At 38.8% G+C, this 26243-nt stretch carries 22 protein-coding genes; 19 read left to right on the top strand and 3 right to left on the bottom strand.

The genetic code is table 11. The features are described 5' to 3' along the window. Nucleotides 1-21 precede the first annotated feature (21 nt). A complete protein-coding gene (locus tag RCG25_RS19420; protein ID WP_308080463.1) occupies nt 22-345 on the bottom strand; it encodes an ArsR/SmtB family transcription factor in 324 nt (107 codons plus the stop codon). Between the two features lie 419 nt (nt 346-764). On the opposite strand from RCG25_RS19420, the gene RCG25_RS19415 reads away from it, so the two are divergent. The 7 genes from RCG25_RS19415 to RCG25_RS19385 all read left to right on the top strand — a co-directional run bounded on the left by RCG25_RS19415 (nt 765) and on the right by RCG25_RS19385 (nt 7991). Next, nucleotides 765-932 (top strand): hypothetical protein, encoded by a 168-nt coding sequence (locus RCG25_RS19415; protein ID WP_308080462.1) that lies wholly within the window; start codon nt 765-767, stop codon nt 930-932. Nucleotides 933-970: 38 nt separating this feature from the next. Then, complete coding sequence (locus RCG25_RS19410) at nt 971-1390, top strand: ArsI/CadI family heavy metal resistance metalloenzyme (protein ID WP_308084225.1); 420 nt, start codon at nt 971-973, stop codon at nt 1388-1390. Between the two features lie 220 nt (nt 1391-1610). Beyond that, the gene (locus RCG25_RS19405) at nt 1611-3680 is read left to right on the top strand and encodes a bifunctional aldolase/short-chain dehydrogenase (protein WP_308080461.1); all 2070 of its coding nucleotides are present in this window, start codon (nt 1611-1613) and stop codon (nt 3678-3680) included. Between the two features lie 42 nt (nt 3681-3722). Beyond that, entirely contained in the window at nt 3723-4049 is a 327-nt protein-coding gene (locus RCG25_RS19400) for an L-rhamnose mutarotase (protein WP_308080460.1), read from the top strand. 333 nt (nt 4050-4382) lie between these two features. Next, nucleotides 4383-5801, top strand: a complete 1419-nt coding sequence (gene rhaB, locus RCG25_RS19395; protein WP_308080459.1) for a rhamnulokinase — start codon at nt 4383-4385, stop codon at nt 5799-5801. Between the two features lie 21 nt (nt 5802-5822). Further along, entirely contained in the window at nt 5823-7076 is a 1254-nt protein-coding gene (gene rhaA, locus RCG25_RS19390) for an L-rhamnose isomerase (RefSeq protein WP_308080458.1), read from the top strand. 153 nt (nt 7077-7229) lie between these two features. Further along, entirely contained in the window at nt 7230-7991 is a 762-nt protein-coding gene (locus RCG25_RS19385; protein WP_308080457.1) for a DeoR/GlpR family DNA-binding transcription regulator, read from the top strand. 121 nt (nt 7992-8112) lie between these two features. Here the strand turns inward: RCG25_RS19385 and RCG25_RS19380 are convergent, their stop codons facing one another. Next, complete coding sequence (locus tag RCG25_RS19380; protein ID WP_308080456.1) at nt 8113-8997, bottom strand: LysR family transcriptional regulator; 885 nt, start codon at nt 8995-8997, stop codon at nt 8113-8115. Nucleotides 8998-9167: 170 nt separating this feature from the next. On the opposite strand from RCG25_RS19380, the gene RCG25_RS19375 reads away from it, so the two are divergent. The 12 genes from RCG25_RS19375 (at nt 9168) to RCG25_RS19320 (ending at nt 25134) form a co-directional block, all read left to right on the top strand. Beyond that, nucleotides 9168-12062: a 2-oxoglutarate dehydrogenase E1 component gene (locus RCG25_RS19375; protein ID WP_308080455.1), complete on the top strand. Its 2895-nt coding sequence runs from the start codon at nt 9168-9170 to the stop codon at nt 12060-12062. A gap of 86 nt (nt 12063-12148) precedes the next feature. Next, nucleotides 12149-13405, top strand: a complete 1257-nt coding sequence (gene odhB, locus RCG25_RS19370) for a 2-oxoglutarate dehydrogenase complex dihydrolipoyllysine-residue succinyltransferase (RefSeq protein WP_308080454.1) — start codon at nt 12149-12151, stop codon at nt 13403-13405. A 157-nt stretch (nt 13406-13562) separates the two neighbouring features. Then, nucleotides 13563-14483 (top strand): aldo/keto reductase, encoded by a 921-nt coding sequence (locus RCG25_RS19365; protein ID WP_308080453.1) that lies wholly within the window; start codon nt 13563-13565, stop codon nt 14481-14483. A 352-nt stretch (nt 14484-14835) separates the two neighbouring features. Further along, a complete protein-coding gene (locus tag RCG25_RS19360) occupies nt 14836-15507 on the top strand; it encodes a YknW family membrane protein (RefSeq protein ID WP_308080452.1) in 672 nt (223 codons plus the stop codon). 86 nt (nt 15508-15593) lie between these two features. Beyond that, entirely contained in the window at nt 15594-16721 is a 1128-nt protein-coding gene (locus RCG25_RS19355) for an efflux RND transporter periplasmic adaptor subunit (protein WP_308080451.1), read from the top strand. Continuing rightward, nucleotides 16718-17410, top strand: coding sequence for an ABC transporter ATP-binding protein (locus RCG25_RS19350; RefSeq protein ID WP_308080450.1), 693 nt, complete (start codon nt 16718-16720; stop codon nt 17408-17410). Before RCG25_RS19355 ends, RCG25_RS19350 begins: the two co-directional genes overlap by 4 nt. After that, complete coding sequence (locus RCG25_RS19345; RefSeq protein ID WP_308080449.1) at nt 17407-18600, top strand: ABC transporter permease; 1194 nt, start codon at nt 17407-17409, stop codon at nt 18598-18600. Before RCG25_RS19350 ends, RCG25_RS19345 begins: the two co-directional genes overlap by 4 nt. Before the next feature lie 164 nt (nt 18601-18764). Then, on the top strand, nt 18765-19934 hold the full coding sequence (gene trpB, locus RCG25_RS19340) for a tryptophan synthase subunit beta (protein WP_308080448.1): 1170 nt from the start codon (nt 18765-18767) through the stop codon (nt 19932-19934). Between the two features lie 53 nt (nt 19935-19987). Next, complete coding sequence (locus RCG25_RS19335; protein WP_308080447.1) at nt 19988-20866, top strand: GNAT family N-acetyltransferase; 879 nt, start codon at nt 19988-19990, stop codon at nt 20864-20866. Then, a complete protein-coding gene (locus RCG25_RS19330) occupies nt 20829-21797 on the top strand; it encodes an oxidoreductase (protein WP_374121087.1) in 969 nt (322 codons plus the stop codon). Before RCG25_RS19335 ends, RCG25_RS19330 begins: the two co-directional genes overlap by 38 nt. A gap of 559 nt (nt 21798-22356) precedes the next feature. Continuing rightward, complete coding sequence (locus RCG25_RS19325) at nt 22357-22977, top strand: YitT family protein (RefSeq protein WP_308080445.1); 621 nt, start codon at nt 22357-22359, stop codon at nt 22975-22977. Between the two features lie 516 nt (nt 22978-23493). Continuing rightward, nucleotides 23494-25134 carry a long-chain-fatty-acid--CoA ligase gene (locus tag RCG25_RS19320; RefSeq protein ID WP_308080444.1) on the top strand — a complete coding sequence of 547 codons (1641 nt, stop codon included), beginning with the start codon at nt 23494-23496 and terminating at the stop codon, nt 25132-25134. A gap of 241 nt (nt 25135-25375) precedes the next feature. Here RCG25_RS19320 and RCG25_RS19315 read toward each other — a convergent pair whose 3' ends face one another. Further along, the gene (locus tag RCG25_RS19315) at nt 25376-26179 is read right to left on the bottom strand and encodes an alpha/beta fold hydrolase (RefSeq protein ID WP_308080443.1); all 804 of its coding nucleotides are present in this window, start codon (nt 26177-26179) and stop codon (nt 25376-25378) included. Nucleotides 26180-26243: the final 64 nt, after the last annotated feature.

Here is a 26243-nt window from a genome sequence, read left to right as displayed (position 1 = left end):
TGAATAATTTAAAAAAATTTATCAGCAGGTTGGTTTGAATAGACAACAAAGTTCATGGGATAACAAATGATTGAGTTCTTCTTGGTTCAGTTCGTAGTAGCTCCATGTACCGCGTGTTTCTTTTGTTATAATATTGGCATCTAATAAAATCTTTAAATGATAAGACAATTTAGATTGAGCCATATCAATCAATGGAGCTAAATCGCAAACACACATAGCGCCTTTTTGAGTTAAAATATTCATGATCTGAAGTCTCTTTTTATCAGCAATCGCTTTAAATTTTAACTCATATTCTTCAAATACTCTTTCCAATGAAATGTCTTGTAATTGAAATTCTTCTGCCATTGTTTTCTCACCTACTCCTTAAATCAAATATTCTTGATGTCATTATATTATATCCAATATTTTCTTGTGTCAACAAATTTATCAAAAAAAATTGATTTATTTAATGATTAAATTAACTGAAAGAATATGATGTAATAAATCAACCTACAGGAATAGAATTCTCACAAGCCCCACGTACATAATATATAGATGGAACCAGTTGAAAGGACATATTGAATTGTTGTTGATTTAATCAATCACATCGTTAAAAATCCAAAATTATTTACTTGAATAAAATATCAATTTTTTTTGATAAAGGGGTTGCAATTAGCAAAAATTACTAATATACTGAGGTTATAAAATCAAAAAAAGTTGATTTATAGTTATTTAATCAAAAAAAATTGATGTAGTTGAAATTAAACATTAAGGAGATGAGTAAAATGAATTTTATTAAAAAGCTAACTGGTAAAGCTTCTAAGTCATCAGACTGTTGTGGTGTAGAAATTAAAGAGGTGGAGGACACTCAAGAGGAATCATGTTGCGGGATTTCTGAGGCTAGCATAACTTGCTGTGGAACAACCGATGAACAACAATCTTCTTGCTGCTAAATGATAAATAAAAATAACTGGAATCAAATGGAGGGCTACTGATGAAAATGCATGTTGGAATAAACGTAACGGATCTAAATAGTTCGATTGAATTTTATATTAAAGTGTTTAATGCAGAGCCATTGAAAGTAAAGCCAGACTATGCAAAGTTTTTACTTGAAGATCCAGGCCTCAATTTCACACTAAATTTAAAAGACGAAGTCTCAGGAAATCAGGTGGGACACTTCGGTTTTCAAGTGGAAAATAAAGAAGAAGTCATGAAACACAAAGAACGTTTAGAAGGATTAGGATTTTTTGCAAGGGAAGAGATGGATGTTACATGTTGTTACGCCACTCAAGACAAATTTTGGGTTACAGACCCAGACGGAAACGAATGGGAGTTCTTCTATACAAAAGGTGATGTCGAATCAATGTCCACTTCATCCGCGTGTTGTTCAGTTCAACCGGTTTCTAAATAGTCGGTGTACATGGCACTGTGAAAGCTGCATAAATTGTTATAGATGATTTATAAAATAAAGGTCTGCCTTATTGGTAGGCCTTTATTTTTATGGAAATTTAAAAAAACCACAAAAACAAACATAAAACAAAGTTAATTGTTTATATATTCAAATATAAACAAATATATAATATAATAAAACGGAAGATAACAAACACAAAGAACGGAGAGGATCGGATCTGATGGTACAGAATTTATGGAATCAAGAGAAAGCTTCAAAGGTAACAAAAGGAGTAAACGAATTAGTTTATCGTTCTAATTTAATTGGTTCAGATCGTGCCGTATGTAACTGGTGTGGCGGCAATACATCGATGAAGACAATTGAAAAGGATTTCCGTGGCCGTGAAATTGAGGTGATGTGGGTAAAAGGCAGTGGATCGGATCTAGCGACAATGAAGGCACATAATTTTACAGCTCTTAATTTAGAAGATATTCGTCCATTATTCGAACGGGAAGAAATGTCTGATGAAGATATGGTTGCCTATCTTTCACATTGTATGATTGACAGCACGCATCCAAGAGCATCAATCGAAACCTTATTACATGCGTTCTTACCATTTAAACATGTGGACCATACTCATCCAGATGCCATAATCAGCCTTTGCTGTGCAGATAATGGCAAAGATCTTGCTGAAGAGATTTTTGGAAGTCGTTTTGTTTGGGTTCCATATGTACGCCCAGGTTTTACCCTTTCTAAAATGATTGCCCAGGGAGTAGTAAGTAACCCAAATGCTGAGCTAGTATTAATGGAAAAACACGGTCTAGTCACATGGGGAGAAACGTCTGAAGATTCGTATGCTAAAACAATTGAGATTATTAATGAAGCTGAACAATATATAAAAACTAGAATTGATACAGATAATGTATTTGGCGGAGAAAAATATGAATCTCTTTCTAATGAATATGCCACAAGTATACTAGCAAAAGTAATGCCTGTAATTCGCGGAGCCGTAAGCGGTGAAAAGAAAATGCTGCTAACCTATGACCGAGGGGAAGACGTTCTTCAATTTGTTAACAGCTATCAAGCACCTGAGCTTTCCCAAATCGGTGCTGCCTGCCCTGATCATCTAGTTCATACAAAAATGGTCCCACTTTATATTAATTGGAATCCACAAACAAAGGATGTAGATTCCTTAATAGCTAGTGTTAAAGAAGGAATTTCTAGCTTCAAAGCAGCGTACAAAGAATACTTCGAACGCAACAAAAATGAAGGCGATAAAATGATTGAACCAGCTCCACGTGTTATTCTCATTCCTGGCGTTGGGATGGTGAACTCAGGTAAGGATGTCAACAATTCAAGAGTGAGCGGTGCCTTATACCATCGTGCGATTGCAGTTATGAAAGGTTCTACTGCACTAGGAAACTTTGTTTCTTTAAGTGAAAATGAATCTTATAACGTAGAATATTGGCCGTTAGAATTATATAAATTGACACTCACCCCGGCTGAAGCAGAATTCTCAAGAAAAGTAGCATTTGTCACTGGTGGTGCGGGTGGAATTGGAAGCGAAACATGCCGTCGCTTTGTTTCTGAAGGGGCACATTTAGTGGTAGCAGATTTAAATCTTGAAGGGGCAGAAAAAGTTGCCGCTGAAATTAATGAAAAATACGGTGCTAACCGTGCCCTTGCAGTGAAGATGGATGTAACCAAAGAAGAGCAGGTTCAAGCAGCATTTGACCAAACGGCCCTCACATTTGGGGGAGTAGACATTATCGTAAACAACGCTGGTCTTGCAACATCAAGTCCAATCGATGAAACGACTTTACAAGAGTGGAATTTAAATATGAATGTATTAGGAACGGGTTACTTCTTAGTTGCGCGTGAAGCATTCAAGCAAATGAAGCAACAAGATATTGGTGGAAACATGGTGTTTATCGGCTCGAAAAACTCCTTGTATGCAGGAAAAAATGCAGCCGCCTACAGTTCTGTTAAAGCACTTGAAACCCATTTGGCAAGATGTATTGCATCGGAAGGCGGCGAGTATGGAATTCGTGTAAACTCCGTCCTTCCTGATGCAGTGCTTCAAGGCTCTGCTATTTGGGGATCAAGATGGCGGGAGGAGCGTGCCGAAGCTTACGGAATTCACCCCGATCAATTAGAAGAGCACTATCGTAAACGGACTACTTTACTAGTGAACATCTATCCAAAGGATATTGCAGAGTCGATTGCCTTCTTCGCATCATCAAAATCTGATAGAACGACTGGATGTATGTTGACGGTTGACGGCGGTGTACCAGCTGCGTTTACGAGATAAACTGTAAAACGGTTACTTTATAACATAAGGAGGAAAAGAAAAATGGAAAAAAGTAATAAATACGCTTGGACCTGGGAGATAAAAGAAGAGTTTTTAGAGGAATATATTGACCTGCATCTGAATCCATGGGCGGAAATCCTTGAAGAACATAGCAAAGCAGGGATAAAAAATTACTCTATCTTTCAAAATGGCAATCAGTTTTTCTATTGTTTTGAATGTGATGATGTGGAAGCCGCCTTCGACTACATTGCTAAAAGTGAAGCCTGCAGCCGTTGGAATGCCATTACTTCAAAGATGGTTAAAGGTTCCTTTGATTTTAATGAACCAGATCCAATTAAACCACTAGAGGAAGTTTTTTACCTCAAATAATTTCAACTCGGATTAATAAAGACATCAGCTGATGGCGTCTTTTAACTGTGTATCTATTAATTGTGAAACAAACCTATGTTATGATAGGAAACACGATGTTTTCTGAATTTTCAAATATAAGTGCATCATTTACTCTAGATTTTGTTTTAAAAATAGAAGTAATTATTAAAGAACATTGGCGGAAACAGAAGATGCTTAGAACCAGCTATATATTCATTTCATTATTTATTTTTGCAAGCGTTTTCGATAAACAGATCAATATGAGGGTTATCTATTCAAAGGGAAAAGTATCATAGAAATTAGAGTATGGGCTTATAACTGAAAGGTGATGTTATGACAAAATATTGTATAGCTGTTGATATTGGTGCCTCAAGCGGCAGACTGATTCAAGGGTACCTTGAAGCAGGATTATTAAAATTATACGGAATTCATCGTTTTGAAAACAAAATAGTTCAAAATGGAGATTCCTTCTGCTGGGAAGTGAATAACCTTTTTCAAGAAATTAAAAAGGGCCTAAAAAAATGCAAGGAAATGGGGATTAAGCCAGACAGTATTGGAATTGATACGTGGGCAGTTGACTTTGTTCTATTGGATGTGAACGACCAACTGCTTACCGAGGCCGTTTCCTACCGTGACCCAAGAACAGATGGAATGATGGAAAAGGTTTTTGAAAAAGTCATGAAGGAACGTCTTTATCTTGAAACAGGGATCCAATTCCAGAAGTTTAATACGATCTATCAATTGTATGCTATTAAACAAAAAACACCGGATATTTTAGAAAAAGCAAAATCGTTTTTAATGATTCCTGACTACTACAATTACCTGTTAACAGGTAAAAAAGTAAACGAATACACCAATGCTACCTCCACACAGTTGTTGAATGCTTTTACAAAAAAGTGGGATCAAGAGCTACTAGATGTATTAGGTATTAATAAAGAAATGTTCCAAGAAATTAAGGCACCGAAAACTATCCTAGGAAGCCTAAAGGAAGAACTAGTTTCAGAGTTTGGATTCGATTTGCAGGTCATTCTTCCGGCCACACACGATACAGGTTCTGCGGTGATCGCTGTTCCAGAGCAGGATGATACCATCTATATAAGTTCAGGTACCTGGTCATTAATAGGAACAGAAAATTACTTCCCAATTTGTGTGACAAAGGCAATGGACTGCAATTTTACGAATGAAGGCGGTATCGATTATCAATTCCGTTTCTTGAAAAATATTATGGGCCTTTGGATGATTCAAGAGGTAAAACAAAACTACGTCGATGAATATACCTTTGCCGAGCTTGTCAATTTAGCTAGAGATGTAAAGGATTTTAAGGCAATTGTGAATGTAAATGACGACCGCTTCTTAAAACCGGATAACATGGTGCAGGAAATCATGAATTATTGTGTGGAAACTGCTCAAGACATTCCTGCTACGCCTGGTGAAGTTGCCAAATGTGTATTTGACAGTTTAGCAGTAAGTTATCAGGAAGCTGTTAGCGAGATTGAGGAAATTCTTGAAAAGCGATTTGAAAAAATTAATGTCATCGGTGGGGGCTGTCAAAATGAAATGCTGAATCAACTTATTGCCAATGTAACCAACAAAGTGGTATATGCAGGACCTGTAGAAGCAACTGCAATTGGTAATATTGCTGCCCAGTTAATGGCCCTTGGAGAGATTGAAGATATTAAGGACGTTAGAGCAATTATCAAAAACTCCTTTGAAGTAAAAAAATATGTACCTAGCCAGCAGGTCGTAAGCTGAAAATAGGAAGGAAGATTGAACATGACTGTTAAAGAAAACTTTGAACTTGCCAAAAAATCTTATGCAAAATGGGGAGTAAGGGTCGATGATGTAATCGAAACCTTAAAAAATGTACCTATTTCCATTCATTGCTGGCAAGGTGACGATGTAGGCGGATTTGAAGTAAACAAACAAGAATTATCAGGCGGTATTGATGTAACAGGAAACTATCCTGGTAAAGCAACAACTCCAGAAGAATTAAGAAGTGACTTAGAAAAGGCACTATCCCTTATTCCTGGTAAGCACCGTGTGAACTTACATGCGATTTATGCTGAAACCAATGGAGAAGTAGTAGAAAGGGATCAATTGGAGCCAAAGCACTTTGAAAACTGGGTAAAATGGGCAAAGGAAAACGGACTTGGTTTAGACTACAATCCTACTCTTTTCTCTCATCCAAAAGCAGCGGATGGGCTGACACTCTCACATCCAAACGAAGAAATTCGAGAATTTTGGATTAATCATTGTATTGGCAGCAGGAAAATCTCGGAGTACTTTGGGAAAGTACTTGGTACTCCAGCCTTAACAAACATTTGGATTCCAGATGGATATAAGGATACTCCAAGTGACCGGCTGACTCCGAGAAAAAGATTAAAAGAATCATTGGATAAGATTTTTGCAGTAAAAACAGACGAGAAGTATAACATGGATGCGGTTGAAAGCAAGTTGTTTGGTATCGGTTCTGAAGCGTATGTGGTTGGGTCACACGAATTCTATTTAAACTATGCGATGAAAAATAACAAATTGTGCTTACTAGATACAGGTCACTATCATCCAACCGAAACGGTCTCAAATAAGATTTCTTCTATGCTTCTATTCAGTGAGAAGGTTGCATTACATGTATCAAGACCTGTTCGTTGGGACAGTGACCATGTCGTTATCCTTGATGATGAATTAAAAGAAATCGCATTAGAAATTGTACGTAATGATGCCTTAAATCGGGTCATCATCGGACTTGATTTTTTCGATGCGAGTATCAACCGTGTTGCAGCGTGGACAATAGGAACACGCAATATGATTAAAGCGTTACTTTATGCAATGCTTGTTCCTAATGAATATTTGAAACAACTGCAGGAAGGTGGAAACTTTACAGAGAGATTAGCATTAATGGAAGAATTCAAAACCTATCCATTTGGTGCCGTGTGGGATTACTACTGTGAGAAAATGGGTGTACCAGTAAGAGAATCCTGGTTAGAAGAAGTAATAGCGTATGAGCATGAGGTTTTATTAAAGAGATAAGAACAAAAGGCTCAATAAGGTTTAATGCCTTATTGAGTCTTTTGTTTGAAGTTGGGATGTTTGTTTTCAAAAAATATGTTATATTATTTAGAAAATACATAAGTAAACAAATATAAACAAACATAAAACAAAAAACAGGAAGAGGTATTATTTGTGCTTGTAGCAGAAAGACAAAAAAAGATTGTGGAATTAGTCAATGAGCGATTGAGTATACGAGTTACCGAACTTAGCAAGATTTTTTCAGTAACAGAGGAAACCATTCGGCGTGACCTAGAAAAGCTTGAAAAAGAGAATCTATTAATGAGAAGCCATGGCGGTGCGGTAAGTATAGAAAAAGATCAATCGGAAACCTCCTACTTAGAAAGAGAAATTACTAACGCAACAGAGAAGAAGGCGATTGCTGAAGCAGCGGTTCGTATTATTGAATCTGGAGACCAAATTGTTCTAGATGCCAGTACAACTGCTTGGTATGTAGCAAAGGAATTACCTGATATGCCTTTAACGGTACTTACAAACTCTATAAAAGTAGCCATCGAACTTAGTAAAAAAGAACAAATTAAAGTGATATCCACTGGAGGCACTTTATTATCACAATCCCTTTCCTTTGTTGGACCGCTTGCAGAACGTTCACTTGGCATGTATCACGTCCATAAGGCATTTCTATCCTGTAAAGGCGTTCATTTGGAAAAAGGACTAAGTGACTTTAATGAATCGCAGGCATTGTTAAAGAAGCAAATGATGGAAATAGCAGATGAAAAAATCCTAATGGTTGATTCCAGTAAGTTTGGAACACGGGCCTTCTCTCAAATTGGACCACTGTCCACTATCGATTGTATGATTGTCGATTCAAAAATTAACGAACAAGTAAAACAACAATTAGAAGAAAAAAATATTAGAGTGACGATTGTAGACTAGAATATTAAAACTAGCAGTCCATTAATTACGTAGAAGGAACCAATGTAACCGCAAATCAGCCTAGGCAGAGAAATGGGTCACGTAGAAGTAGTCTGCGTGACCCGATCAATTTCAGTTCCATTCAATTATCTTTCCAATCAAAATTCTTAATAAAATGAACGAACGCCTTCACCACATTCCATTCCAGCGATTCTTCATGGTAATACATCCACGTTCTTCGCAAAATTGGATTTCCTTCTTGATCTGTTAAGTGGATTTTGAATAAGTCTTCTTTTCCAGTAAGTACTCTACTGGACAAAATGCCGTAGCCTAAACCATTGATAACCATTTCCTTACATGGATCTACTTGGTCCACTTCTATACTGATAAAGGGGGCTTGCGCAAAATTTTCTGCCCACCAATGGTCAATGACTGATCTTAATAAGTAATCACCTTTATATTCGATTCTAGGAAGACGAGGGAGGTCCTCCATTTCAAACTCTTTTTTTGAAGCAATGCAGATGGTTTCCTCAAATAATTGATGTTTCGATAAACCACGCCAGCCATAATCTCCACGGACAAAGCTGATATGTACATCCTTATTATGTATAAGTTGTGTTACGTCTCTGCTCCATCCCGTTGTTACTTTAAATTCCACATGAGGATATTGCTTTTTAAATAGTTTCAAAACATATGGAAGTTCATAATTTGCGAAAAAATTAGATACCCCCAATTTCAACGTACCTACTACTTCATCACTTTCATTGTTACTCATATTTTGGACATTTTCTTTTATCTTTTCGTAATGAGCAAGAGCCTCTTCCGCACAATGGACAAGATATTCTCCTTGTGGGGTAAAATGTACTCCCCTGCTTTCACGGGTTACGATTTTAACACCTAATTCTTCCTGCATATGCTTTAAGCGAGTTGTTAATGCAGGCTGAGTAAGAAATAAAAGGCGGGCTGTTTTTGTAAGATTTTTTTGTTGATATAGTACCTTTAGTATTTCCCAGTCACGGTAATCCATTGTTCCACCTAACTATCTGATATAAAAATTTTTTATAGATTAATATAATAATTTAGCATTTTATTTATTTCAATTATTACATTATCCTTAACCATAAGCAATTAATTATAAGTTCACTAAATAATCCGAAACGAGACATATAAAGCAACACAACAATGGGGGAATTGTGAATGGAAGTACAAAAGAATCAACAAAATCCGTGGAGAAAATTCAATGGCCCAAACCTTGGCTATGTAATCGAACAATATGAACGATATACGAACGGAGAAGACTCCATTGATCCAAAATTAAAAGAACTATTTATTAAATGTGGTTCACCTTTGTCTTTTGAGTTACGAGACAACGAAGAGCCCCTTAATAAAGAATCTATCGAATCTAATCAATCCGTAAATATACAAAAAATACTAAAAGTGGTAAAACTCCTTGATGAAATACGTTTCAATGGTCATTTAGCTGCAAACCTGAATCCATTAGAGGTAAATCTACAAAATCAAGAGTTGTTTAAACCAGCAAAACATGGGGTAAGTGAAAATGATTTGAAAGCGATACCAGCTAAGCTAGTTTGGGAAGAGGCACCGGAAGGCATTCAAACCGCATGGGATGCTATGAACCATCTAAAAAGTGTTTATACTTCCACACTAGCTTATGAATTTAATCATGTTCAACTGATGGATGAACGAGTATGGCTCAATCAAATGGTAGAGACTGGTTCATTGCATCGCTCCTTATCTAAAGAAGAACAAACGAATTTGTTGCAGTCTTTAACAGAGGTTGAAGGATTCGAACAATTTTTGCATAAAACCTTCGTGGGTCAAAAGCGATTTTCCATTGAAGGTGTTGACATGCTTGTTCCAATGTTGAATGAAGCGGTACACGAAGGTGTCGGGAATGGGGCACGGAATGTCGTAATTGGAATGGCGCATCGCGGCCGTTTAAGTGTCCTTGCACATGTATTGAACAAACCATACAGCAAGATGTTCTCTGAATTTCAACATTCATCAGCCAAACAACAGGGACCGTCAGAAGATTTAGTTGACATTAGTGAGGGCTGGACTGGAGATGTGAAATACCATTTAGGACGCAATCGATTCATGGATGGCTCCGGTAAGATGCGCACACGAATTACCTTAGCCAATAATCCGAGTCATCTGGAATTTGTCGATCCAGTCGTCGAAGGGTTTGCAAGAGCCGCCCAAGAAGAACGAAAGAATGCTGGTTACCCTAAGCAGGATGTAAATAGGGCGTTTGCGATTTTAGTTCATGGCGATGCAGCCTTTCCAGGTCAGGGAATTGTAGCGGAGACCTTAAATTTAAGTGGGTTAAAAGGATATCGAACAGGCGGAACGATTCATATCATTGCCAACAATATGGTCGGCTTTACGACCGATAGCCACGATTCTCGTTCGACGAGATATTCAAGTGACTTGGCGAAAGGATTTGAGATTCCGATTATTCATGTTAATGCGGACGATCCTGAAGCCTGTCTAGCAGCAGTTCGACTTGCCTATCAATATCGGAATAGGTTCCAAAAAGACTTCTTGATTGATTTAGTTGGATACCGTCGATTTGGCCACAATGAAATGGACGATCCAGCGGTCACCCAGCCGCAGGTATACAGAAAAATTGTGAAGCATCCAACTGTAAGAGCCTTGTATTCTAATCAATTACAAAATAAAGGCATTATTAATCAAGAAGAAGTGGAGGAAATCAATCGCCGCGTTCAAGAAAAGTTGCAGGCTGAGTATGAAAACGTGGAAGAGAAGAAGCAGAGTGAACCCTTTGTAGAAATAGAGGTTCCGAGGGTAATTTCCAAAGGAATTCCACCGCTTGGAACAAGCGTGCCACTTGATACGCTTCGTAAATTAAACCAGGATTTACTCAAATGGCCGGATGGTTTTCATGTTTATCCAAAATTAAAGCGAATCCTTGAGCGCCGTGATAACGCACTAGAAGAGAACGGAAAGGTAGAATGGGCAGTAGCGGAAGTGCTGGCATTTGCTTCGATGTTAAAAGACGGTACGCCAATTCGTCTCACTGGTCAAGATTCTGAGCGCGGAACCTTTGCCCAACGTCACATAGTGCTCCACGATTCAGAAACAAATGAAACCTACTCACCACTGCATCATCTTCCCGATGCTCGAGCATCGTTTGCGGTTCATAATAGCCCGCTTTCGGAAGCGGCTGTTGTAGGTTTTGAATATGGATACAATGTATTTGCTCCTGAAACCCTTGTCATGTGGGAAGCACAATATGGAGACTTCGCCAACACAGCACAGCCTCTCTATGATCAATTTATTTCATCTGCAAGAGCAAAATGGGGGCAAAAATCAGGGATGATACTCCTGTTGCCTCACGGCTATGAAGGGCAAGGTCCGGAGCATTCCAGTGCCCGACCTGAACGTTTTTTACAGTTAGCAGCTGAAAATAACTGGACGGTTGCCAATCTGACAAGTGCGGCGCAATATTTTCATATTTTACGTCGTCAAGCATCCATCTTAGGAACAGAGTTTGTTCGTCCATTGGTGATTATGACGCCAAAGAGTCTTCTGCGTCATCCGTTAGTCGCTTCTTCTGGGACTGATCTAAGCGAAGGCCATTTTCAAACAGTAGTGGAACAGTCGAAGCTTGGAAAAGAGATTGATAAGGTAAAGCGTTTAGTGTTAACAACCGGTAAGATGGCGATTGATTTAGCTGTGGAAATCGACTCAAGGAAACAAAATCAAAGCTTAGAAGAGATACACATCGTTCGAATCGAACAATTGTATCCATTTCCAATAGAAAAAGTAGAAGCGATCATTAAGCGTTACCCGAACCTGAAGGAAATCATGTGGGTACAGGAAGAACCGAAAAATATGGGCGTGTGGCATTATATTGCCCCAACTCTTTTTGAACTTGCATCTTCTGACAGCCTGACAGTTGGTTACATCGGTCGTCAAAAACGTTCAAGTACAGCAGGCGGCGATTCAACCGTTCATAAGCAGGAACAAGAACGTATTATTCAACAGGCTTTGAATTTCAGAAGTCTAGTAGATAGTAAAGAAACAAACATACGATTTAATTTTTAATGATCCATCATCAACCCGCAAAATACTAGAGTTGAATAGACTAACATAATCGAAGATTTAACATCATTTCTAGGAGGATACGACACATGATTGAAATCAAAGTACCAGAACTGGCAGAATCCATTACAGAAGGAACAATTGCACAATGGCTCATTAATATTGGTGATAAAGTAACTAAAGGTGATAGTGTTGTTGAGCTAGAAACTGACAAAGTTAATATTGAAATAAATGCCGAATACTCAGGTGTAGTCACAAAGGTTCTAAAAGAACCTGGCGATATTGTTGAGGTAGGGGATGTAATTGCTATTATCGAAGAGAATACTAGTGCAGGAGCAACTCCATCTGCTCCAACCTCTACACCGGAAAAAACGGCAGAAGTAGAAACCTTTAATCAACAGGGTGTACAACCTGAGCCTGAACTTCCGAAAGCCGCAAGTCCAATTGCTTCACCAGCGGCAAGAAAATTGGCAAGAGAAATGGGGATCGATTTATCCCAAGTATGCAGCCGTGATCCACTTGGCAGAATTAGACCTGAAGATGTAAAAGCACATACCTCGGCACCTCCTGTTGTAAAAGAAGAAACAAAAGTGGAAAAATCAAGCCCAAAGCCGGCAGTACAACAAATAGATGAAGAGTTTGACAAACCAGTGGAACGAGTGAAAATGTCCCGCCGTCGCCAAACTATCGCTAAACGCTTAGTAGAAGTTCAACACACAGCGGCGATGTTGACCACATTTAACGAAGTCGATATGTCGGCTATTATGGACCTACGCAATCAACGAAAAGATGCTTTTTATGAAAAACATGGTGTTCGTCTTGGGTTCATGTCGTTCTTTACTAAAGCAGTTGTTTCAGCTTTAAAGCAATTTCCTTTGTTAAATGCGGAAATTCAAGGCGATGAATTGATTATTAAGAAATTTTATGACATCGGAATTGCTGTTGCAGCACCTGAAGGGTTGGTCGTACCTGTTGTACGCGGTGCAAACCAGAAGAATTTTGCGGAAATCGAACAAGATATCAGTAATCTTGGTAAAAAAGCTCGTGATAATGCCCTTACTCTTAATGATTTGCAAGGCGGAACATTTACAATTACTAACGGCGGGGTTTTTGGATCGTTGATGTCAACCCCGATTTTGAATAGTCCTCAAGTAGGGATTCTTGGTATGCATAAAATCCAAACAAGACCAATTGCGATTGATCGTGAACGAATGGAAAACCGTCCAATGATGTATATTGCACTTTCATATGATCATCGTATTGTGGACGGAAAAGAGGCAGTTAGCTTCCTGGCGACTGTAAAAGAATTGTTAGAAGATCCACACTCATTATTATTAGAAGGATAAGAGGTTCATAGAATTTCAATAAACTTCACTAATCAAACAGACCCTTTAGGTCTGTTTGATTTTTTCGCTTCCTTTTTTGTTTATTGATCCTCGCTTTTGGGATTATGGAGAAAGTTAGAGTATAATGTGAATGATTAGGAAAAAGGAGGGCTTTTACATGAAATACATAAACATTGCCAATACAGATTTAAAAGCATCCAATATCATAATGGGAAATATGCGCTTGCCTCAACTTTCCTTGGTTGAAGCAGAAGAGCTGATACGTACGGCCATGGACGAAGGGATTAATTTCTTTGACCATGCAGATATTTATGGCAAAGGAAAAAGCGAAGAGATCTTTTCAGAAGCTATTCAGATGAATGCAAGCATCCGTGAAAAAATGATTATCCAAAGTAAATGCGGGATTCGTTCCGGTTTTTTTGATTTCTCAAAAGAGTATATTATTTCATCCGTTGACGGGATTTTAAAAAGGTTAAACACCGAATACCTCGATATTTTACTACTTCATCGTCCAGATCCATTAATGGATCCTGCTGAGGTTGCGGAGGCCTTTGAAGAACTTTATACGAATGGAAAAGTAAAGTACTTTGGTGTATCGAACCATAATCCAGCCCAAATAGAACTGTTGCAGAAGTATATCCCTTATAAATTGGTGGTAAACCAGCTGCAGTTTAGTATTGCGCACACACCAATGATTGATTCTGGAATTGCGTTAAACATGAATATCGACCAGTCCATCAATCGCGATAGCAGTGTGTTAGAATATTGCCGACTACACGACATCACCATGCAAGCATGGTCCCCATACCAACACGGCTTCTTCGAAGGATCATTTTTAGGTGATGTTGAAAAATATCCTGAGTTAAATCAGGTAATTGATACGATTGCTGAAAAATACGGATTGACCAATACAGCTATCGCAACAGCATGGATTACACGTCATCCAGCTAATATCCAAGTCGTGCTTGGAACAACCAAAGTAGAACGGATGAAGGACGCATGTAAAGGCTCCGATATCCGCTTAACACGAGAAGAATGGTATTCCATCTACAAGGCAGCAGGGAATATCGTACCTTAATAAAAAAACATACCTTATTAAAAGGCTGTGTTAAAGAACAGTGTTGATTTTTTACACCATGTTGATTGGAGCGGAAGGCACGAAGACTCCTGTGGGAGTATGGTTCAGGGGAGACCCGCAGGCGCATGCGCCGAGGAGGCTCGCCGAAACACCCACGGAAAGCGAAGTGCCTGGAGCGGAAATCAACAGGCAAGTTTAACAGAGCCTAATAAAAAAATAAAACGTAGGGCGAAGAAATCTTCGTCCTATTTTTTGTGCCATCAATTTGTTGAAAAAAAAGTGAAACTTTTTAACTAGGGTGTCGTATACCTACTAGGAATATTTTACATAAGTGGAAATAGGGGGTTAGAAAATGGAATTACAAAATGAGGTTAAGGTACAGAAAGAGAAACCGAGTTTATTTGGAATGTTTACGAATCCGGTGCAACAGTTTGAGAGGATTAGAGAAAATCCAAAAATATGGGTACCATTAGTGATTGTTAGTATTCTATACGCAATAGGAACCGTCTTTATGGCTTTTAGCATTGATGCTTCAACGTTAATTGATCAGGGGCTCCCAGAAGATCAGGTAGAAATAGTATTAACCATTACTAAAATTACAGTAGCAATAACAGGTATCATTTCGCCTATTTTGGGTGTGTTGATTAGCAGTGCCATCCAATTGGCGATAGCTAAGATTGCGAGTTCATCAGTAACCTTTAAACAGTTATTTTCCATGAATACTTTTATTATGGTCATCGGAGCTGTTGGTCTTATTTTAAATATGGGAATTAGGTATGCGATAGGTGGGGACGTTGAAATATATGTTACTAGTTTAGCAGGATTATTAAATCAAGATAAGGCCGGGTTCCTAGGCTCAATCGAAGTATTCGGTATTTGGACATTAATTTTAACAGCTTTGGGACTTCACAAAACAGGTCAATTCTCAAAGGGGCTTGCTTGGACCATTGCAATTATTTTCTTCTTAATCGGGATTGGTTTTGGTTTAATCGGAACCTTGTTACAAGACGTGCCAAAACTTTAAACTACAAAACTTGAAAAATTGAAGGGAGAACAGGAGAAGGGAAGTTCCCCTCTTGAAGAGCGGGACTCTTCTTTTGTCCGCATAAAATGAAAAAGAAAATATGGATTACCATAGGTGTTGTCAGCTTAATCATTATAATGATTGGAGTAAGCGTCTACCGTCAGGTTTTTGCAAAAGGATCTTCTGTAAAAATCGTACAAATAACACAGGAGGAAATTTCCTCTTTATTAATGATTCCCGGCACAGTTAAATTGCACGAGGAACAAGTGGTTTATACTTCACCAGAAAAAGGCGAATTGAAGGATTTACTTGTTAAAGAAGGGCAGACGGTTAAAAAAGGTACAGTGTTGGCCACACTTCAAAATCCTCAACTCGACCTGGAAAGGGAGCAAAATAAATTAGCCATTGAATCAGCTAATCTGAAAATTACCCAACTAGATAAAAAAATAAAACAGCTTAAGGAAAAAGAAACAACATTAGCTGAACAGGTTGGAAAAGAGGAAGCTAAAAAACAGCTTGCCCCTGAACGTGAGCAGCTTGAAATGGAAAAAAAGTTAGCCAATATTGATCTTAAGCAAGCCTCCCTTCAAAAGGATTTGCTTAGTAAGCGTCAAAGCGAATTAGAGATAAGAAGTACAATTGATGGTGTTGTTTTAACGGTGAAAAAACAAGGTACATCCACTGCAGAAGCATCGAATCTTGAGCCCCTTATACATATCGGAAAGCTTGAAGGATTAACCGCTACAGGACTCTTATCTGAATACGATTCTATAAAGGTAAGCAGTGGACAAAAAGTTACTTTGCGTTCGGACGCAGTACCAGAACAAAAATGGCAGGGAGAAGTCACCACGATTAGTGTCCTTCCACAGCAAAATCAAGCTGGTCTTCAAAACGGCAGTCAGGCAGTGCAATATCCTGTAACGGTAAACATCTCGGGTGATACAAAAGCTTTAAAACCAGGGTTTCAGGTCATTATGGAAATTGAAACAGACAAAAAGATGGCCATGGTTCTTCCAGTAGCTTCCTTACATGATGATGGAGATCAGCCATATGTGTATGTTGTAAAGGATGGAAAGGCGCGTAAACAAAAGGTGAAAACAGGTATCACGTCTGGAGATAAGATTGAAATCCTTGAAGGTGTTTCAAAGGATGACAAAGTCATCATAAATGGACCTGAACAACTTAAGGATGGGCTGGAAGTGAAGGTCAAATGATTCGTTTAGAAAAAATCACACGATCGTTTATGCTAGGGAAAGAGAATGTACATGTATTAAACGGAATCAGTCTGATGATTGAATCAGGTGAATTTGTTGCGATTATGGGTCCATCCGGTTCGGGAAAATCCACATTAATGAATATTATTGGCTGTTTGGATAAGCCCACAGAGGGTGAGTACTTTCTTGCTGGTGAAAATGTATCACACTATAACGATAAGGAATTAGCTAGAGTAAGAAATCAGTCCATCGGCTTCGTCTTTCAACAGTTCCATCTCTTGCCTCGATTGTCCGCTTTAAAAAATGTCGAACTCCCTATGATCTATGCCGGAATTTCAAAAAAAGAACGGCAAGCTCGTGCGGAAGAGGCATTGATTAAAGTAGGCTTGTCAGACCGAATGAACCACCTTCCAAATGCACTATCTGGGGGACAAAAGCAACGCGTGGCCATTGCGAGAGCGATTGTTAACCAGCCAAAGCTAATTTTAGCAGATGAACCGACAGGGGCACTTGATTCAAAAACAAGCATAGACATCATGGATCAGTTTAGTAAGCTAAATGAGGAAGGCGTAACGGTAGTTGTGGTCACACATGAATCTGAAGTTGCTCAATATGCAAACAGGACTATCATGGTAAGGGATGGACTAATCCAGTCCCCTACACTAATTGATAGGGGGATGTTGCAATGAGTTTTATGGAAAATCTAATCATGGCATTGAGCTCTCTTAAGGCCCATAAGATGCGAAGTATTCTTACTATGCTAGGAATTATTATCGGTGTAGCAGCTGTCATCATTGTAGTAGCAATTGGGCAGGGTGGGGAAGCCATGCTGAAAACACAGATTACTGGCTCAGGAAATACAATCGAAATGTTCTATCAACCGTCTGATGAAGAAATGAGGGCAAACCCTAATGTGTTCCTTCAAGCACCATTTAAACAAGAAGATATTCGTGCGCTGGAACAAATCCCAGAGATTAAGAGAGTGGTAGCATCAAGCACAAAATTGTCGCTAGCAAGATTTCAAAAGGATACGGCCGATGTTTCTACAACTGGAATCAATCAGTCCTTTTTAAAGTTAAATAAATTAAAAGTAACAAAGGGGCGAAACTTCTCTGCTTCTGATTTTCTCGGTGGAAGGAGAGCCGGAGTGATTAGCTCCAAAATGCAGGAGGAACTCTTTAAAGGGGACAATCCTGTTGGAAAAATCATTATGGTCGCCAATCAGCCAATTGAAATCATCGGTGTACTAGAAAAGCCGACTGGACTTCTTTCTTTTGGATCAATGGAGGTTTACCTTCCCTTCCAAACGTGGAGAAATATGTATGGCAGCAGTGATTATACCCAAGTAACACTCCAGGCGGCATCTGCTGAACAGCTGCAGGTTGCTGGTAAAAAGGCTTCAAGACTATTAAATAAGATGCATAATACCGAAAAATCATATCAGGTCATCAATATGGAAGAAATTGCTCAAGGAATTGGGCAAGTGACAAAAATCATGACCTTAATTATTGGTAGTATTGCCGGTATATCCTTATTTGTCGGTGGAATTGGGGTAATGAATATTATGCTAGTATCTGTAACGGAAAGAACAAGAGAGATTGGTATTCGAATGGCTCTAGGTGCGACTCGAGGTCAGGTGTTAACACAGTTTTTAATAGAATCCATGACACTAACTTTTATTGGGGGGATTCTTGGAATCTTTCTTGGTTGGGGAACTGCCACAATCGTAAGCTTCTTTGCAGGCTGGCCATCCTTAGTTTCCTGGCAGGTAGTATTAGGTGGAGTACTGTTTTCGATGGTAATAGGTATCATTTTTGGACTGCTTCCAGCAAACAAGGCCTCAAAGCTTGATCCGATTGAATCATTAAGATATGAATAATGTTATCGTCATCAAAGAAAGTCTGCACTTTTGTGTGCGGGCTTTTTTTAAAAGCTATAGATTTGCAGATTTATAGCTGTGTGTTAAAATGATTTTATGGAATATTCAGTAAATATTTCGGTGTTCTTTCCCAAATTACTAGTTTAGAAGGAGTCGAGTTGAGAATGAAAAGTACGAGCGTAGAAAATAAAGGATACTTTGGAGAATTTGGTGGAAGTTTTGTACCTGAGGATTTACAGCAGGTCATGAACGAATTAGAGGAGCAATTTTTACGGTATAAGGATGATCCTGAATTCATCGAGGAGTTCAACTATTACCTAAAAGAGTATATTGGAAGAGAAAACCCGTTAACCTTTGCGGAAAATCTAACGAAACAAATCGGTGGAGCGAAGATCTATCTCAAAAGAGAGGATTTAAACCACACAGGTGCTCATAAAATTAATAATGCCATCGGACAAATTCTATTAGCCAAACGGATGGGTGCCAAGCGTATTATCGCGGAGACAGGTGCTGGACAGCACGGCGTAGCTACAGCTACTGCCTGTGCGATGTTTGGGATGGAATGTATCATATATATGGGGAAACTGGACACGGAGCGGCAGGCTCTTAATGTGTTTCGCATGGAATTACTAGGAGCAAAAGTGGTTGCAGTTGAAAAAGGCCAGGGCCGTTTGAAGGATGCTGTCGATGAAGCATTAGGTGACTTAGTCCAAAATTATCAACATACCTTTTATTTATTAGGTTCGGCTGTTGGCCCACACCCTTATCCATCAATGGTGAAACACTTCCAATCTATTATTAGCGAAGAATCCAAACGTCAGATACTTGAAAAAGAAGGAAAACTGCCAACAGCGGTTGTTGCCTGTGCAGGTGGTGGCAGTAATGCGATTGGTGCATTTGCTCATTATATTGAGGAACCATCTGTTCGATTAATTGGAGTGGAACCAGCGGAAGCACCTACCCTAACTGAAGGAGTTCCGGCTGTCATTCATGGCTTTAAATGTTTAACACTATTGGATGAAAAGGGAGAGCCGAAACCAACGTATTCAATCGCTGCTGGACTGGATTATCCTGGGGTCGGACCTGAACATAGCCATTTAAAAACTAGCGGAAGAGCAGAATATGTAACGGTTAGGGGGCAAGAAGCGTTAGAAGCGTTTCAACTGCTTAGTAAAACGGAAGGGATTATACCAGCATTAGAAAGCTCCCATGCAGTGGCCTATGCCATCAAACTGGCAAAAAATTTATCTCCTGAAGATGTGTTGATTGTAAACTTATCTGGTCGCGGCGATAAAGATGTGGAACAGGTATTTAAAATGTTAAAAGATAAATAAACTGGGAAGGGCGAGGAGTAAAATGCCTCGTCCTTTTCTTTTGGGGGTATCATATGGAAGGCTTAAAATTTGAAAAGGGATATAAAGAGAATGAAGCGTTAAGGGGAAGCTTTAATGAGCTGGCCTTACATACATTTGGAATTGAATTTGAAAGTTGGTATCAACATGGATACTGGACAGATAAATATCAGCCATACTCCTTTATTCACCAAGGGAAAGTGGTTGCGAATGTCTCGGTTAATCTCCTAACCTTGGTGATTGAAGGTGAGAGCAAGAGAGCCATTCAAATCGGAACGGTTATGACACATCCGGATTATCGTAATCAAGGGTTATCTAGAAAACTTATGGAGATCGTGTTAGAAGATTTTAAAAATGTCGACCTTGTCTATTTGTTTGCCAATCAAACGGTGTTGGATTTCTATCCTAAGTTTGGGTTCAAAGCAATGGATGAAATTCAGTTTTCAACGAACTATGATTTTGAACCTACGAACCCATCGAGAATAAAGAAATTAGATGGGACCAACACAGAAGACTTATCTTTTATCTACACCTTAGCTGCAAATAGAAATTCAGTTTCAAAGATTTTTGGAACTGCAAGCAGTGAGGAACTACTAATTTTTTATTGCATAATGGTGTTTAGTCAGGACATCTATTATCTTGAGGATGAAAAGGTACTGGTTATTTTTCAGAAAGAAGATGATACCATTCATCTTTATGATATAGTTTCAACTGAGGAAGTAGATATTCAATTAATCCTAAACACGATTGCCTCACCAGGGATTAGAAAAATCATTTTTCATTTTCATCTAGATAATTGTGAGTTCCTTATTACGAAGGAGATTCACCAATCTAGTAATGTTCTTTTTATAAAAAATCTTACAAATGTTACATTGCCTGAAAAATTCAAGCATCCGATTACATCTCAGGCGTAACTTTGTAAATTTTAATAGGTGGTGTTGGGTGTTGGTGAAAAATTTAGAAGGCCATAAAATTATCATTACAGGAGCAAATAGCGGTATTGGCTATGAAGCCGCAAAATCTTTAAGTAAGAGTGGTGCTGAAGTTATATTAGCTGTAAGGAATGAAGAAAAAGGCAAGGTTGCGGCAGAGTCTATAGTGAAGGAAGTAGCTCAAGCAAAGGTTGCTGTTATTCGACTCGATTTAGCTGATTTAACTAGTGTTAGGGATTTTGTGGAAAATTATAAAAAACGATATGATTCCCTACATATTTTGATTAACAATGCAGGGGTGATGCTGCCTCCATATGGTTTAACAAAAGACGGATTTGAATTGCAATTTGGAAGTAATCATTTAGGACACTTTGCATTAACAGGCCTATTACTACAGTTACTAAAGAACACTCCACAATCACGGGTAGTGTCACTTAGCAGTATTGCACATAGAGGGGCTTCCATTGATTTTAATAATCTTGATGGATCAAAAGGCTATAAGGGTATGAAGTTTTACGGGCAGAGCAAGCTTGCTAATTTACTATTTTCTAAGGAATTAGACAATAGGTTAAAAGAGCATGAGCTTCCAACAATTAGTCTTGCTTGCCATCCTGGTATTTCTTCAACGAATTTATTTAAATTAGGAAAAAGAGACGCGCCGGGGTATCTCAAAGCTCTCATGAAAGTATTTTTTCAACCAGCGGATATGGGGGCACTGCCAGCTATATATTCAGCAACAGAATCCAGCTTGAACGGCGGAGAATACATAGGGCCTGATGGAAGAGGAAATAGAAAAGGAAACCCAACGATAGAAACTCCCGCTCCTGGTGTGTACAATACGGAAATCATGAAGAAGCTTTGGGAAGTATCGGAAAAATTAACTGGAGTAACGTACGATTTTTCTAAAATATAGAATCCAAAGTAAAAAATTACCCCCTGTCCGAAAAAGGTCGTGTTTTGGACAATCTTAGGTAAAAATCGGTTCACTTTGTCCAAATAAGGCTGTGATTTGGACAATCCAGGAAAAAAATCTGGTCGCCTTGTCCAAATAAGGCAGTGATTTGGACAATCATAGGTAAAAATCGGTTCACCCTGTCCGAATAAGGCGGTGATTTGGACAATCCAGGAAAAAAATCGGGTCGCCTTGTCCAAATAAGGCTGTGATTTGGACAATCTTAGATAGAAATCGGTTCATCTTGTCCGAATAAGGCAGTGATTTGGACAATTTTAGGTAAAAATCCGTTCACCCTGTCCGAATAAGCCTCTGATTTGGAAATCCTAGAAAAAATTCCTAACACCCAGATTAGGTCAGGTATTCGACCTGCACCTATGAAAAATTTAACCATTTAGGATGATTAGTCCCCTATTAATGCTAATGGGGGGCTTTTTTTCATGCAACAAAGAATTGAATCACATTGCAAAGAATATATTTAATCAAGCATGTACGCTATTTTATATAAAAGGGGAGCACTATGTTCAGAAAAAGAGTGAACTATTACATAGATAATAATCGTTCGAGTAGCATTTCCTTTTATAAACGAGGCTGTTCTATTTTTTGCGGGGCATCCCTAGTTGCCGTATCCTTGCAGCTATTTCTAGTGAAAAATTATGTAATTGATGGAGGCGTAATAGGTATCAGCATCATCCTTTCTCATATTACCCGTCAAGAGGTGGGATTGTTTCTACTATTATTGAATACTCCTTTTTTCATAATCGGCTATTCATATTTGGGTAAAAGGTTTCTGGCTTTAAGCCTATTCGCTATTCTCACTTTGTCAGTGGGAACCTATGTGCTAGAGCCTTATCCAGCGCTAACCCATCATCCTCTATTGGTGATCATTCTAGGTGGAATTATCTTAGGTTTAGGAGTTGGAATCACTATACGATTTGGTGGATGCTTAGATGGGACCGAGGTACTCGCCATTCTATTCAGCAAACGTTCCCGCTTTTCAATAGGACAATATATTCTATTTCTAAATTTTTTTATTTTCAGTAGTTCAATTTTTATTTTTGGATTAAAGGAGGCTATTTACTCATTAGCAACTTTTTTTGTCGCCTATAAAACGATTGATTTTTCGATTCAGAATCAATAATTAGTAGTTTTTTAGGAATTCTGTAAATTTTACAGGAATTCACTGATCCCATTGTTCTTATAAACTGATAAATCTTCTTGATTATTTCCAAACTTAAAGGAATCTTCTATTTTTTCTTTTACACTGTCCGAAGCTGCCGTGACTTCTGACAGTGTTTCTATTTTTTTTGCTAACACTGTCCGAAGCTGCCGTGACTTCTGACAGTGTTTCTGTTTTTTCGCTTACATTGTCCGAAGTACCTAGGGGACTTTTTTGAGGCAGTAAGTTTAAATTCATCACAAAAATTTCACACTTTCATGTTAAGTTTTTGTGAACAACAGGGACGATTCTGACATGATTCGACGGAATTCTAGTTTGCTTCTATGGAAACCAGCGCAAAAATGAAATATTAATCTAAGTTACATGATATATCAACAAGTGCATATGAGGAAAGGTGTCGAGATTCGTGCGTTTACAAATTTTCCATTCCTTACAATAATTTAGGTGTATTAATAAATAAGAAGGAGGCATGTATGTATGATGTACCAGGAAAAGCCTTGGTTGAAGCTTTATGACCCGAGAGTGGATGAGCATGTAAGTGTAAAGTACGAATCACTTTACGATTTCTTAGAAAGTGCTGTCAATCGTTTTGGGGACAAACCTGCATTCACCTTTTATGGAAAGGTATTCAGTTTCAATGAAACAAAAATGATGGTTGATCGGCTAGCTGCTGCATTACATAAAGAAGGTTTAAAGAAAGGTGACAGGGTGGCCATTATGCTGCCGAACTGTCCGCAATACGTTTTCACATTATTTGCTATTTTCCGCTTAGGTGGAATTGCGGTCCAAGTCAATCCAATGTACGTAGAAAGGGAAATCGCCTACGTATTGGATGACTCAGGTGCCAAGTTTATGGTTGCGCTGGATGCCTTTTATTCAAAAGTGAAGAAGGTTCAATCCGACACCTTCTTGAAAAAGGTGATAGTGGTCAGCTTTGGTGGGGAACGGAAGGAACTCGCTGAAGGGGATTACTATTTTGAAGAATGCCTTCAAGCTGGTGAAGAGATTCCATTAATTGAGATTGACCCACATGAGGATGTTGCCGTTTTACAGTACACAGGTGGAACAACAGGTGTGCCTAAAGGTGTCATGCTGACACATTATAATCTGCTTGCAAACTTTAATCAGGTCTGTGATTTTATTTATAACACATGTGAACAGATTCCTGAATCATTTAAAATGATTACGGTTCTTCCGATGTTTCATGTCTACGGCCTTTCTAGTGTGGCGCTATGTGGCATTAGAGAGGGAGCCAATCAAATCATCCTTCCTCGCTTTGACGTGAAGGAGATAATAGAAACCATTAAGCGGGAGAAACCATTTCTCTTTGCAGGAGTCCCGACCATGTATTTTGCATTAAACAGTCAGCCAGAATTACTAAAGGATTGTGATTTAAAAGAATTGTGGTATGTAGGCAGCGGTGGCGCACCACTACCGGTTGAACAAGCAAAAACCTTTGAAAAAATAACTGGAGCTACACTAAGGGATGGATATGGCCTCTCTGAAGCAGCTCCAACCATCGCTTTTAATCCGCCATTTGTACCTAGGAAATATGGCAGTATTGGTATTCCGGTTCAAAGTACTGTAGTGAGAATTGTTCGGGAGACGGAAGACGGGGAAATTGTAGATGTTCCTGTTGGTGAAGCGGGAGAATTAATCGTTATGGGTCCGCAGGTTATGAAGGGGTATTGGAACCGTCCAAAAGATACAGAAGATGTGTTGAAGGATGGCTGGCTGTTTACCGGAGATATTGCGAAAATGGATGAAGAAGGGTATCTTTATATCCTTGATCGAATGAAGGATATGATAATTGCGAGCGGTTATAATGTCTATCCACGAGAAATTGAAGAAGTTCTTTACCAAATGGAGGGCGTGGAGGAAGCGATTGTCATTGGTGTCCCTGATGATTATCGCGGGGAAACGGTAAAGGCGTTCATTAAGCCGATTGAAGGATATACTCTATCAACGGAGGAAATTCTCCAGTATGCTAAGGATAACCTTGCACCATATAAGGCACCAAAAGAAGTGGAAATCCTTTCCGAGCTGCCAAAATCATCTGTTGGTAAATTACTCAGACGGGTCCTTCGAGACCAAGAGCTTGCGAAAGTGAAAGCTTAATAGAAGGAAGGTTCACAGAAATGCCCGATCACTTTGCGAGTTCGGGCATTTTTTTCCACCGTATAAGAAATTATAAAAAGTTATAAGAGTAGATAATTGGAAAAGATATCTGAATCTAGCTCCAGCGCCTAGCCCCTCGGGTCAAATAACCTTCGGCAAGAAAAGTCAAAAGGCGTACTTTTCCCGCCGAAGAACATTTGCCTGTCGGGGCTGAACGAGGCGCTTCCGCCTTTTGTTCTCATTATTTATTCTTTAAAAATTCTAGCACTCTATCATTTACAAAATCATTCGCTTCGGTAACATAAATGTGACCTGCACCTTGAATCGTTAAGAATTCTGCATTTGGGATTTTTTCGGCTAATGTGACACCATTTTCATATGGTACCAGTTTATCTTCATCACCATGGATGACTAGGGTAGGAACTTGTATCTGGTCTATTTCATTGTAGGTATCATGGGTGAGACAGGCCTGGAGCTGTAGCATGTAAGCATATGGCAGGATTGGGATCTCAATGCGTTTTTGGATATCTTCAGCAACCAACTCACGTTGATCTTCCAAGAAGGATTGGCTATAGAGAATCGGAGCGGTAGCCCAAGCCATTTCTTCTGGTGTTGCAATGGAAGAGCCTCTCGAAAGCATGAGCATGCTGACATCTGCACCTGGTTGTACATGATTAACACCGCCCGATGTGGTACAGCCAAGAATCAGTGACCGAATCCTATCAGGGTACTTAATAGCCAATTTTTGGGCAATCATACCACCCATGGAAATGCCATATACATGGGATGTTTCTACCCCAGCCGCATCTAAGACAGCTCTAGCATCCTCTGCCATAAGCTCAATTGAATAAGGAGTATTTGGTTTATCACTTAATCCTACCCCGCGATTATCAAAAATAATCACTTTGTAGTGCTCACTTAGAGCAGGCAGTGTCCTAAACCAGGACTTAGAATTAAGTGATAACCCCATAATTAAAAGTAAAGGTTCACCTTGACCATGAACCTCATAATAAAGATTGATTCCATTTGATTTTGTAGTAGGCATAGTTTACTACTCCTTCCTGTTAGATAATGGTAAATTATATGAGAGATTATGCCAGCAAAGAACT

The sequence above is a fragment of the Neobacillus sp. PS2-9 genome, from assembly GCF_030915525.1.
Taxonomy (GTDB): Bacteria; Bacillota; Bacilli; order Bacillales; family Cytobacillaceae; genus Neobacillus.
The sequence above is the reverse complement of the archived record's forward strand: the minus strand, read 5'-3'. Positions and strand labels throughout refer to the sequence as shown.

Coding starts and splice junctions, on each gene's coding strand:
- RCG25_RS19400 (WP_308080460.1), top strand. CDS start 3,723: ATGGAAAAAAGTAATAAATACGCTTGGACCTGGGAGATAAAAGAAGAG.
- RCG25_RS19350 (WP_308080450.1), top strand. CDS start 16,718: ATGATTCGTTTAGAAAAAATCACACGATCGTTTATGCTAGGGAAAGAG.
- odhB (WP_308080454.1), top strand. CDS start 12,149: ATGATTGAAATCAAAGTACCAGAACTGGCAGAATCCATTACAGAAGGA.
- RCG25_RS19405 (WP_308080461.1), top strand. CDS start 1,611: ATGGTACAGAATTTATGGAATCAAGAGAAAGCTTCAAAGGTAACAAAA.
- RCG25_RS19355 (WP_308080451.1), top strand. CDS start 15,594: ATGAAAAAGAAAATATGGATTACCATAGGTGTTGTCAGCTTAATCATT.
- RCG25_RS19380 (WP_308080456.1), bottom strand. CDS start 8,997: ATGGATTACCGTGACTGGGAAATACTAAAGGTACTATATCAACAAAAA.
- RCG25_RS19335 (WP_308080447.1), top strand. CDS start 19,988: ATGGAAGGCTTAAAATTTGAAAAGGGATATAAAGAGAATGAAGCGTTA.
- RCG25_RS19345 (WP_308080449.1), top strand. CDS start 17,407: ATGAGTTTTATGGAAAATCTAATCATGGCATTGAGCTCTCTTAAGGCC.
- RCG25_RS19415 (WP_308080462.1), top strand. CDS start 765: ATGAATTTTATTAAAAAGCTAACTGGTAAAGCTTCTAAGTCATCAGAC.
- RCG25_RS19320 (WP_308080444.1), top strand. CDS start 23,494: ATGATGTACCAGGAAAAGCCTTGGTTGAAGCTTTATGACCCGAGAGTG.
- RCG25_RS19315 (WP_308080443.1), bottom strand. CDS start 26,179: ATGCCTACTACAAAATCAAATGGAATCAATCTTTATTATGAGGTTCAT.
- trpB (WP_308080448.1), top strand. CDS start 18,765: ATGAAAAGTACGAGCGTAGAAAATAAAGGATACTTTGGAGAATTTGGT.
- rhaB (WP_308080459.1), top strand. CDS start 4,383: ATGACAAAATATTGTATAGCTGTTGATATTGGTGCCTCAAGCGGCAGA.
- rhaA (WP_308080458.1), top strand. CDS start 5,823: ATGACTGTTAAAGAAAACTTTGAACTTGCCAAAAAATCTTATGCAAAA.
- RCG25_RS19365 (WP_308080453.1), top strand. CDS start 13,563: ATGAAATACATAAACATTGCCAATACAGATTTAAAAGCATCCAATATC.
- RCG25_RS19360 (WP_308080452.1), top strand. CDS start 14,836: ATGGAATTACAAAATGAGGTTAAGGTACAGAAAGAGAAACCGAGTTTA.
- RCG25_RS19420 (WP_308080463.1), bottom strand. CDS start 345: ATGGCAGAAGAATTTCAATTACAAGACATTTCATTGGAAAGAGTATTT.
- RCG25_RS19325 (WP_308080445.1), top strand. CDS start 22,357: ATGTTCAGAAAAAGAGTGAACTATTACATAGATAATAATCGTTCGAGT.
- RCG25_RS19375 (WP_308080455.1), top strand. CDS start 9,168: ATGGAAGTACAAAAGAATCAACAAAATCCGTGGAGAAAATTCAATGGC.